The organism is Agarivorans sp. Alg241-V36 (assembly GCF_900537085.1).
Lineage (GTDB): Bacteria > Pseudomonadota > Gammaproteobacteria > Enterobacterales > Celerinatantimonadaceae > Agarivorans.
Genome location: NZ_UNRE01000004.1, coordinates 415,662 through 426,999, shown reverse-complemented (window position 1 = coordinate 426,999; position 11,338 = coordinate 415,662). Strand labels below are relative to the sequence as shown.

The 11,338-nt window shown below is 46.0% G+C and carries 9 protein-coding genes; 4 read left to right on the top strand and 5 right to left on the bottom strand.

The annotated features are described in order from the left end of the window. Positions 1–447 (top strand): acyl-CoA thioesterase, encoded by a 447-nt coding sequence (locus G6R11_RS11815; protein WP_163133269.1) that lies wholly within the window; start codon positions 1–3, stop codon positions 445–447. A 52-nt stretch (positions 448–499) separates the two neighbouring features. Here G6R11_RS11815 and G6R11_RS11810 read toward each other — a convergent pair whose 3' ends face one another. The 5 genes from G6R11_RS11810 to G6R11_RS11790 form a co-directional block, all read right to left on the bottom strand. Further along, positions 500–1,897 (bottom strand): TRAP transporter large permease, encoded by a 1,398-nt coding sequence (locus tag G6R11_RS11810; RefSeq protein ID WP_163133268.1) that lies wholly within the window; start codon positions 1,895–1,897, stop codon positions 500–502. A gap of 24 nt (positions 1,898–1,921) precedes the next feature. Further along, positions 1,922–2,458 carry a TRAP transporter small permease gene (locus G6R11_RS11805; RefSeq protein WP_163133267.1) on the bottom strand — a complete coding sequence of 179 codons (537 nt, stop codon included), beginning with the start codon at positions 2,456–2,458 and terminating at the stop codon, positions 1,922–1,924. 71 nt (positions 2,459–2,529) lie between these two features. Further along, complete coding sequence (locus G6R11_RS11800; protein ID WP_163133266.1) at positions 2,530–3,510, bottom strand: TRAP transporter substrate-binding protein; 981 nt, start codon at positions 3,508–3,510, stop codon at positions 2,530–2,532. A gap of 200 nt (positions 3,511–3,710) precedes the next feature. Continuing rightward, positions 3,711–5,060, bottom strand: coding sequence for a sigma-54 dependent transcriptional regulator (locus G6R11_RS11795; RefSeq protein ID WP_163133265.1), 1,350 nt, complete (start codon positions 5,058–5,060; stop codon positions 3,711–3,713). 9 nt (positions 5,061–5,069) lie between these two features. Then, positions 5,070–6,875 (bottom strand): ATP-binding protein, encoded by a 1,806-nt coding sequence (locus G6R11_RS11790; protein WP_163133264.1) that lies wholly within the window; start codon positions 6,873–6,875, stop codon positions 5,070–5,072. 213 nt (positions 6,876–7,088) lie between these two features. Here G6R11_RS11790 and G6R11_RS11785 point away from each other — a divergent pair, with 213 nt between their 5' ends. From G6R11_RS11785 to G6R11_RS11775, 3 genes are read left to right on the top strand one after another with little or no spacing between them, the layout of a single operon-like run. Then, a complete protein-coding gene (locus G6R11_RS11785; protein WP_163133263.1) occupies positions 7,089–8,879 on the top strand; it encodes an assimilatory sulfite reductase (NADPH) flavoprotein subunit in 1,791 nt (596 codons plus the stop codon). Continuing rightward, positions 8,879–10,582: an assimilatory sulfite reductase (NADPH) hemoprotein subunit gene (gene cysI, locus G6R11_RS11780; protein ID WP_163133262.1), complete on the top strand. Its 1,704-nt coding sequence runs from the start codon at positions 8,879–8,881 to the stop codon at positions 10,580–10,582. Before G6R11_RS11785 ends, cysI begins: the two co-directional genes overlap by 1 nt. Next, positions 10,575–11,327 (top strand): phosphoadenylyl-sulfate reductase, encoded by a 753-nt coding sequence (locus G6R11_RS11775; protein ID WP_163133261.1) that lies wholly within the window; start codon positions 10,575–10,577, stop codon positions 11,325–11,327. The genes cysI and G6R11_RS11775 overlap by 8 nt, the downstream gene beginning before the upstream one ends. The last annotated feature ends 11 nt before the right edge of the window (positions 11,328–11,338 follow it).

Here is an 11,338-nt window from a genome sequence, read left to right as displayed (position 1 = left end):
ATGGACAAGTCACAAACAGAAATGAATATATTGGTCACCCCAGAGATGGCCAATTTCTCCGGTAAGATGCATGGTGGAGCCATGTTGAAAAAGTTGGATGAAGTGGCTTACACCACGGCTATTCAATATTGTGGGAATTACGCGGTAACGTTATCGGTAGATCAAGTATTATTTAAGAACCCGGTGGAGATTGGTGAATTTGTTACTTTTCTTGCCTCGGTAAATTACACCGGTCGCACCTCTATGGAAATTGGGATTAAAGTGGTTGCCAAGAATCTTAAAGAGCAAACGGTTCGCCATACTCACTCTTGTTTCTTCACGATGGTTGCAGTTGATGAACAAGGCAATTCTGCTGAAGTTCCGCCGTTACAGCCAAGCACCGAAGTCGCTAAAAGGCGATTTAACGATGCGTTGCGACGCCGCCAGCGTAGAATGGAAAAAGCATAAACGATAAAAGGCCTGCTAAAGTTAGCAGGCCTTTTTTTTTGTGGGGGGAAGATTAATAGCCGTTAAGGTGGTCGATGTACTCCGGCAAAAACAGCGATATTTGCGGAATATAAGTAATCAGGATCAGGAAGAACAACAATAGGCTTAGCCAAGGCAAGCACGCTTTAATAACCCATCCCATACTTTTTCCAGTTATTCCGGCGGTCACAAATAGATTTAACCCAACCGGTGGGGTGAGCATGCCAATCTCCATATTCACCACCATAATAATTCCAAGGTGAATCGGGTCGATACCCAGTTGCGTAGCAATAGGGAACAAAATCGGTGCCATGATCAGCAAGATGGCTGAGGGCTCCATAAAGTTACCGGCAATCAGCAATAAGATATTTACCACCACCAAAAATGCCCAAGGTTGCAGGCCATAAGCAACTATCGACTCCGCAATCATGTGTGGGATCCGCTCGGTGGTGAGCACGTGAGCAAATAACATTGCATTGGCGATAATAAACAGCAGCATAATGCTCACTTTGGCAGCATCTTTTAATACTTGACGTACTTCAGGATCGCTTACCGATTTGATAATGCTAATGGGGAATAACAATAAGTTTCGGCCTATAGCAGCGCCAAGGTTTTCGCCGTCATTTTTCCACGCTTGGTTTTTAATTGGCCCAATATCTCGATATCCATACACTGAGACTAAAAATGCATAAATTGCAGCAACCGATGCCGCTTCGGTAGGGCTGGCTACACCTCCATAAATTGAACCAAGAACAATCACAATCAGCATTAATCCACCAGTGGCCTTTAGTGCTGAAATTGCCCACTTCCTACAACCTGGGTAGGCTTGAGCGGGCAAGTTTTTAATCCGCGCAACAATGTAGATGGCAATCATCAAGATGGTGCCCATCATGATGCCAGGGATAAAGCCGGCCATAAACATCCGAGAGGCTGAAACTTCGGTGGCAGCAGCGTACACCAGCATTACAATCGAAGGCGGGATGAGAATGCCCAAGGTTCCTGCATTGGCAATCACCCCCGCAGCAAGTGATTCTGGGTAGCCTGAGCGCACCATGCCGGCAATCACAATCGAGCCAATGGCTGCCACAGTTGCTGGGCTTGAGCCAGATACGGCAGCAAACAGCATGCAGGCCAATACCGAGGCCATGGCTAAACCACCGCGAATATGTCCCACGCTGTCCATGGCGAAGTTAATCAACCTGCGAGCCACTCCGCCAGTAGAAAGAAAGGCGGATGACAGAATGAAGAAGGGAATTGCTAACAAAGTGTAGTGTTCAGAGGTGGCTTCAAATAGCTTTAATGCTACCGATGCCAAGGAGTCGTTTGAAAATAAAAGGATGGTTGTCATGCTGGCAAACCCAAGCGCAATGGCGATGGGCATACCAATAATCATGCAAACAAACAGTAGGATAAACAGAGTAAAAGTTGTCATGGTCAGTTCCTTTGCCGCAAGCGCTTATTGTTTTTTTAGTTCGTCGGCGAGTTGCATGCTTTCCTTGGCTTCGTCTGCCAGATGAAAACCATCTTGCTGGTTGGTGAATACTTTCCAGCCCACTTCCAAAAACCGAATTACCAGCAATACAAAACCAATGAACAGTACGCTCATGGTTTTCCATTTTTCGATGGGAAGGTCTTCCATTTCAATGCCGATGCGGGCCAGCTTGCTCAGGTATACCCAAGATCCATACATAAATAGGCCGCAGTAAAACAAGCACAGTGCCAAGGCCGCTAAGGTAATCCACTTACGTTGAGTGGGAGGAAGTACTTTAACAAAGGCGTCTACGCCAATGTGGGCGCCTTCTCGCACGCCCCAGCTGGCACCCAGCAGCACTAACCAAGCCGAGCAGTACAAGGTGACTTCTTGCACCCAATGGATGCCAGAGTTGAATACAAAGCGCATGATCACTTCTACAAAAACCAGTAGCGTCATGGCGACCAGCAAAAATGCGATGAAATTTTCTTCAAAACGGCGAAACCAAGTAACAAAGGTCATGTGATGTCCTTATCGATGAACCAAAACCAAGAGAAGCTGGCGCAAGACGAGGGGAACTTGCGCCAACTCAGTTATTGGTTGGCTGCTACTGCAGCATCAATAATGTTTTTGCCAATTTCATCTTCGAACTGCTGCCAAACGGGCTTCATCGCTTCTACCCATTGTTGACGTTGCTCGTCGGTGAGGGAGATGATTTCTGAGCGATTTGAAGCCATGATATTGGCTTTATCTTTATCGGCTTTTTCTGCGGCAATCTGGTTGCCGTGAGCAACGGCTTCATCTAAGGCGGTTTTTAGTTCGCTACGAATGTCGTCGGGTAGCTCAAGCCAAAATTCTGCAGAGGTTACAATTAAGTAGTCGAGCACGCCGTGGTTAGACTCGGTAATGCTGGCTTGAACCTCAAAGAACTTTTTCGAGTAAATGTTCGACCAGGTATTCTCTTGTCCATCAATGGCACGAGTTTGCAGCAGGGTGAACACTTCTGAAAAGGGCTTTTTAAGCGGCACTGCATCAACAGCTTCAAATTGCGCGGCTAGTACGTCGGAAGACATAATGCGGAATTTCTTACCTTTAGCATCAGCCGGCGTGTAAAGCGGCTCGTTAGCCGATAGCTGCTTCATGCCGTTGTGCAGGTAGCCTAAACCCACTAAGCCTTTACTCTCTAGTGAAGACAACAATTCTTGGCCTGCGGGACTGGCTTGAAAGCGCTCGACTGCTGCCATGTCTTGGAATAGGAAAGGTAGGTCGAAGACCTGTAGCTTTTTAGTGTATTTTTTGAATTTAGATAGAGAAGGCGATATCAACTCAACATCGCCTAAAAGCAGGGCTTCTAGCTCTTTACCGTCACCGTATAGCTGAGAGTTAGGGTAAACCTTCACTTCTACTTTGCCTGGTAAACGTTGGTCGACGAGTTCTTTAAACTTTAAGGCCATTTGGCCTTTAGGGGTGTTTTCTGCAACAACATGTGAAAATTTTAGCTCGATAGGCGCAGCACTTAGGGTACTGGCAAATGCAAAACTTAAAGCGGCGAGCGTGCTTGCTAATAGCTTCATTATATTCGTCCTTGTGTAGGGTTAGTTGTTTACAACGCTAGACCCTAGAGCAAGCAGCACGCCAAGTTTTGATAATATTGGTAAGTGTTTGAATAGCTTTGCTTAGTTGTGTTTTTCTACAGCGGGAGGTTTATTTTCTTGGTGAGGAATGGGGGGATCTCCCCCCGTGTGCTTTGGCTTAATGGGTCGGTTTCGACCCATTAAAAAGTATCGTTATCTTTGTAATCACCCTTGTCTAATTGATACTTCTTCATTTTCTCGTATAAGGTTTTACGGCCTATTTGCAGTTCTTCTTGTACCGCTTTTAGTTGGCCATTATGACGTTGTAAGGCATCTTGCAATAGGGTGCGTTCAAAACGGTAAAGTTGCTCGGCCAGGTTGAGTGATTGCTGGTGGTTGTTACTCTCATTAAACGCGGCTTCTTCGCCCATCAGTACCCAACGTTCTGCTAGGTTTCTCAACTCACGCACATTGCCAGGCCAATCATGGTTCATTAACTCCGCAAGACGGCCGGGTGATACCTCTGGGCTATTAAGTTGATAGCGAGCAGCGGCTACGCGTAGGAAGTTTTCCAGCAAGAGCGGGATATCTTCACTGCGCTCTCTCAAGGCGGGGATATGTACCTCAACCACGTTTAAGCGATAATACAAATCGCTACGAAACTCGCCTTGCTCACCTAGTTCTTGTAAATCACTCTTGGTGGCGGCGATGACCCTAATGTTAAGAGAAGTGGCTTGATTACTGCCCAAGGGTTCCACGCTGCGCTCTTCCAGCACTCGCAGTAACTTTATTTGCAGTGCCATTGGCATGCTTTCAATTTCATCTAGAAATAAGGTGCCATGGTTAGCAAAGGCGATCTTACCAATGCGTTTTTTTTGGGCGCCGGTAAATGCGCCAGCCTCATGACCAAACAGCTCGCTTTCAATCATGGTCTCTGGCACCGCGCCGCAGTTAATCGCCACAAAGGGGTGCTTAGCGCGAATGCTATGGTCATGCAAAAAGCGCGCAACTAACTCTTTTCCGGTGCCGGTTTCACCGTGAATTAATACATCGGCGGGGGCATCTTTAATGTGGCTTAAAATTTTGCGCATACGGCTAATGGCTGGGGTTGAGCCTAATATACGCGGGCCCGGTCCGCTTTGGGCATCTAGTTCGGCTTTTAGCTCGCGGTTTTCTAAGGTAAGCCGGCGCTTTTCTAACGCTCGCTGCAATACATCCAACAAATGGCTGGTGGAGAAGGGCTTTTCTAAAAAGTCATAAGCGCCGTCGCGAATCGCTTTAATTGCCATGGAAATATCACCGTGGCCGGTCAGTAAAATAATCGGTAAATCCGCATCAATTTGATGGGCGCGTTGCATCATTTCTAGGCCACTTAAACCGGGCATGTTGATGTCGGAGATAATAACGCCCGGCCAAGTGGGTTTTATTTGACGTAAGGCTTGTTCGGCATTTTCGAAGCGCAAGCATTCGTAGTCTTCTAGCTCTAGGGTTTGACCAAGAGAGCGCAGAATATCTGGATCATCATCAATAATTATCACGGGTGTATACACGGCTACCTCTTAAACTTGCTTGGCTGGTGGAGTGTGGGTACGCAGGCGAATAACAAACTCTGGGCCAATATCTATCAGATTGCTGACACTCAGCTCTCCTTCAAAGGATTCTATTAAACGTTTCGATATTGCCATGCCTAAACCCAAGCCTTGTTTTTTAGTGGTAAAGAAGGGCTCAAAAATACGTTGTAGTTGTTCCTCGCTAAGCATTGGGCCATTGTCCAAAATGGCGATACATTGCCATTCGCCCTGCTGATATTGGCGTATGCCTAAGCAGGCATTTTGCGTGCCTTCTAAGGCATCTATGGCGTTATTGATCAGGTTAATGAGGACTTGTTCCAGCTGTATCGGTTCGGCTTTAACCCAGTGTTCATCTTGGCCACTAAACTCAATTTTAATCCCATTCGATACGATGCGATTAGCCAGGATTGATAGCGCAGCGTTAATTGAAACAGCGCTAGATACCGCACTGGTTTGCCCACTGGATTTACGCGAGAAGATTTTAAACTTGGCAATCATTTTACTCATCATGGAGGTGAGTTTGATGATGTCTTGTAGGTTGTGGGTGACTTGCTGATGATTTTGCTTTTGTTGAAAACGCAGGGCGTTCTCTGCATAACTTTGCATGGCCGTGAGAGGCTGGTTTAGTTCATGATTAATGCCAGCGGATAGCTCGCCAAGCGTGGCTAGTTTGGCTGCTTGCACCAGTTCATCTTCGGTTTTCTTTAAGGTGTTGGCGGTACGTCGATAGTCATCAATGGCTTGCTGTAATTGCTGGTTGCTTTGGGTAAGTTCGGCGGTGCGCTGCTGCACACTTACCTCTAACTGTTGATTAGCTTGAGCTTGCATTAAACGGCTTAATTGAAGCTGGCGCCAATACAAATAAAGCAATACCCCACCTAGGTAAAACAGTGAACTTAAAAACAGCGCCTCGGCGATCTCGCTTTTATAACCACTGTCTTTGGACAAGGCATATAGCCGCCAGCCCGCTGTGGGGAGCACGCGGTTGGTACTAATATAATCAACCCGTTGCCCGCCATAATTGGGCAGGTTAATACTATTAGGGCGTAGGTCTTGTGCCATATTTGTTAGCTGATGCGGGCCATATTGGCGAGAGTTGATCAGCTGTTGGCGTAAAGATTCCGGTAAGGCTTTAATACTGCGATAAAGCCAATGCGCTTTTGAGGCGTAAAATACCACTCCGTGTTTGTCGGTAAGTAGGTATTCAAAGTTAGGATCACGCCAGCTTTTATCTATGATGTTAAGTGCAACTTTTACCACCAATACCCCTATAACTCGCTGTTGCAGCTTTACGGGTGCCGAAAAATAATAACCGCGAATGCCCGAACGAGAGCCTAAAGCAAAATACTGCCCATACTTACCTAAGATAGCGGTTTGAAAATAAGGCCGATAACTGTAGTTGCTGCCAACAAAGGAACGGGCACTTTGCCAGTTGCTGGAAGCTAAGGTCAGGCCGCTGGGGTCTAGCAAGTAAGTCACGTCGCTACCTTGCAGCTCATTAATATGCTGTAGATAGCGATTTAGGGCGTGACGGCGCTGACTGGTGACATTTAAGCTTAAAGGCTCAATTAATTGCTGCTGAATCGCCAGCACTTTTGGGAAATTACGAAATCTATCCAACTCATGCTGAATACTGCGTTGTAAGCGTTGGCTCTCTTCAAGTAATTGGCTTTGCTGTTGTTGTTTTGCTTGGTATTGCGCGGTAACGCCAGCCAGTAACAAAAGTAGTAACCAACCCAGTACCAGCAGCAGCTTCTGCTTTAATGACATTTGGTTTTTTGAACGCTGTTCCATCGCGAACCAATTAAACAAGAGAATAAAATAAGCTTATATAACATTTGCAGATATTGCTGGTTGTTCAGTCACATAGTGCAAATTGTGAGCGGTTTGACCATTCTTAAGTGACCATATATTACCTACGGTTATAAAAAATCCCCTTTTATTCTTTATTGTCTTAGGGCGTGCTTGAGTAGACTAGCTGCAATTGTGAATCTAGGGTGCGATAAAATGCTGTTAAAGGAACTTTCGTCATTGGCTAGCCCATTGTCTGAGCAACAGGTTAGTCTGCTGCAACAGGCAACGGCTGAGCTGTCGGTAACTCAACTGGCTTGGGTAAGTGGTTACCTAGCGGGCGTAGGACAAAACGCGGGGCAGTTAGCGCCGCTTGCGCAAGCACAGCCTGCGGGCAAACTAACTATTCTTTATGCTTCTCAAACTGGTAACGCTAAAGGGGTTGCCGAAGAGCTACATGCTGCTGCTCAAGCGCAAGATATTAACGCTGAAGTTGTTAATGTGGCTGATTACAAAGCAAAAAGTTTGAAGAACGAAACTCATTTGCTGATTGTTGCCAGTACTAACGGAGAAGGCGAGCCACCCGATGACGCTATAGAGTTCCACGAATTTTTGGCCTCTAAGAAAGCACCAAAGCTGGATAACCTTAAATACAGCGTATTGGCCTTAGGCGATTCAAGCTACGAGTTTTTCTGCCAAACCGGTAAAGATTTTGATGAGCGTTTAGCTGCTCTAGGTGCCGAGCGTGTTTGTGAGCGCGTTGATTGTGATGTTGACTACGATAAAGACGCTGCCAACTGGACTGAACAAGCATTGACTGAGCTTAAGCAAACCTTAAGCGCAGAGACAAGCGGTTCTGTAGTTAGCTTGCCGGTAAGTGCCCCGGCGGCCAGCCAATACAATAAAAAGAACCCTTATGCTGCTGAGCTAAGCTTAAGCCAAAAAATTACTGGTCGCGATTCTGCTAAAGATGTTCGCCACGTAGAAATTGATTTGGCTGATTCTGGCCTGCAATACCAAGCGGGTGACGCTTTGGGTGTTTGGTTTGAAAACGACCGTGAGTTAGTGGCTAAAATCATTGCTCGCCTAGGCTTGAAAGCCGACGACTTAGTTAGCATTGATGAGCAAGAATATAGCTTAGCTGATGCACTAGCTGAGAAACTAGAGATTACTCAAACTAGCGGTGCCTTTGTTGAAGCTTGGGCTGCTTGGTCTGCCAGTAAGAAACTGCAAACCGTAGTAGCGGATAAAGATAAGCTTCGTGAGTATGCGGCTAATCATCAGGTGATTGATGTACTGCTTGAGAAAAAAGCCAAGGTAGCGGCGCAAGATTTTGTTGATGCTTTGCGTAAGATTACTCCGCGACTTTATTCAATTGCTTCTGCGCAAGCGGAAGTTGAAGAAGAAGTTCACCTAACGGTTGGCGTAGTTAGCTACCAACAAGGTGATGAGCAACGCTTAGGTGGCGCTTCTGGCTTTTTAGGTGCGCGCGCTGAAGAAGGTGCTCAGGTTAAAGTTTTTGTAGAGCACAATGATAACTTCCGTTTACCAAGCAACCCTGATACTCCAGTTATTATGGTCGGCCCTGGCACTGGCATCGCTCCGTTCCGTGCGTTTATGCAACAGCGTGATGCTAGCGATGCAGAAGGTAAAAACTGGTTGTTCTTTGGTGACCAAACCTTTACCCAAGATTTCTTATATCAAACCGAATGGCAGGGCTATTTGAAATCTGGTTTGCTAAGCAAATTAGACGTAGCCTTTTCGCGCGATCAAGCTGACAAGATTTATGTGCAAGATCGCCTAAGAGAGAACGCCGAAGAAGTTTTCCAATGGTTAGAAGAAGGCGCTCATTTATACATTTGTGGTGATGCAAACCGCATGGCTAAAGATGTTCACCAAGCCCTTATCGATATTATTGCTGAGCAGGGTAAACAAAGCCCTGAGCAAGCAGAAGAGTATTTAAAACAGTTACGTAGTGCTAAGCGTTACCAGAAGGATGTTTACTAATGAGTTCGGATCTAATTGTTGAAGGCAAGTTGTCAGATAATGAGCGCCTAAAGCGAGAGAGCAACTTCCTGCGTGGCACTATTGAAGCAGACCTAGGTGACCGTATCACTGGTGGGTTTACTGCTGATAACTTTCAGCTTATTCGTTTCCACGGTATGTACCAGCAGGACGACCGTGATATACGCGCCGAGCGTACCAAGCAAAAGCTCGAGCCTTTGCACAATGTTATGTTGCGTGCACGTATGCCAGGCGGAATCATCCAGCCTAAACAGTGGTTAGCTATTGATAAGTTCGCTAGCGACCACACCATGTACGGCAGTATTCGCTTAACGACGCGTCAAACTTTCCAGTTTCACGGCGTATTAAAGCCCAACATTAAATTGATGCACCAAACGCTTAACAGCATTGGCATCGATTCTATCGCTACTGCTGGCGACGTTAACCGAAACGTATTATGTACTAGTAACCCAGTTGAGTCTGAGCTGCACCAAGAAGCCTATGAGTGGGCTACTAAAATCAGTGAACATTTATTACCTAAAACTCGCGCCTACGCTGAGATTTGGTTAGATGGTGAAAAGGTCGAAGGTGGTGAAGAAGAGCCGATTTTAGGTTCAAACTACTTACCACGTAAGTTTAAAACCACGGTAGTAATTCCGCCGCATAATGACATCGACGTACACGCCAATGACCTTAACTTTGTTGCTATTGCTGACAATGGAAAACTAGTTGGTTTTAACGTGCTGGTGGGCGGTGGCCTTGCGATGACCCATGGTGACAAATCTACCTATCCACGTAGAGCTGACGATTTTGGTTTTGTTCCATTAGAAAAAACCTTAGATGTAGCAGCAGCGGTTGTTACTACCCAGCGAGATTGGGGTAACCGAGTTAATCGCAAAAACGCGAAAACCAAGTACACCCTTGACCGCGTAGGTAGCGATACCTTCAAGCAAGAAGTTGAAAAACGCGCAGGCATTAGCTTTGAACAAAGCCGTCCTTACGAGTTTACTTCTCGTGGTGACCGTATTGGTTGGGTAGAAGGTATTGATGGCAAGCACCATTTAACGGTATTTATCGAAAACGGCCGTTTATTAGATTACCCAGAAAAAGCACTGAAGACCGGTGTGGCTAAAATTGCTGAGATCCATAAAGGGGATTTCCGCATGACCGCCAACCAAAACCTAGTGATTGCTGGTGTACCTGCGAAAGATAAAGCAAAAATTGAAAAGCTTGCACGTGAACATGGCTTAATTAATGATAGCCACAGTGCGCAACGTGTAAACTCGATGGCCTGTGTAGCATTTCCAACTTGCCCACTAGCAATGGCAGAAGCAGAGCGTTACTTGCCTGGCTTAGTGGACGATGTTGAGCAGCTATTGGCTAAACATGCCATGAGCGAAGAGCACATTATTTTGCGCGTAACCGGTTGTCCCAATGGTTGTGGACGAGCAATGCTTGCAGAAGCAGGTTTAGTGGGCAAAGGCCCGGGTAAGTACAATTTGTATCTCGGTGGTAACCAAAGCGGAACACGTATTCCTAAACTCTATTTAGAGGGCATTGGTGAGCAAGAAATCTTGTCTGAACTAGACGGTTTAATTGCTCGTTGGGCTAAAGAACGTGAGCAAGATGAAGCTTTTGGTGACTTTGTAATTCGTGCTGGAATTGTCGCTGAAGTAAAAGTAAGCGTTAGGGATTTTCATGACTAACTTAGATTTAGAGCAACTGTCTGCGCTACCTGTAGAAGCGCGTTTTGCTGAGTTATCTGAAGTAAACAAAGAGCTCGAAGGCATGAGCGCACAACAACGTGCTGCTTGGGCCATAGAGAACTTGCCCCAGCAAGTGGTGCTAACCTCTAGCTTTGGTATTCAAGCTGCGGTTAGCTTGCATCTTTTAACGCAAATTAAGCCAGATATTCCGGTAATACTTACCGATACAGGCTACTTATTTCCTGAAACATATCGCTTTATTGACGAGCTAACTGAGCGCTTAAACCTGAATTTGCAGGTATACAAATCGACACAGTCTAATGCTTGGCAAGAAGCGCGTTTTGGTAAACTTTGGGAGCAAGGCGTAGAAGGCTTAAAGCAATACAACACCTTGAACAAAGTAGAGCCTATGCAGCGTGCTTTTAAAGAGCTAGAAGTGAAGAGCTGGTTCTCGGGTTTGCGTCGTAGCCAGTCGTCTTCTCGTTCAGATTTACCGGTACTGCAAATACAAAATGGTGCCTTTAAAATATTACCCATTATCGATTGGACTAATAAAGATGTGCACTACTACTTAAAAGAGCATAACTTGCCTTATCACCCTTTGTGGGAGCAAGGTTACGTATCGGTAGGAGACGTGCAAACATCACAGCCCCTGCAAGCAGGGATGAGTGAAGAAGATACTCGCTTCTTTGGTTTGAAACGTGAATGTGGTTTACACGAAGAAGTGGCTGGCAGCGGTATTTAGGTTTGTCAGAG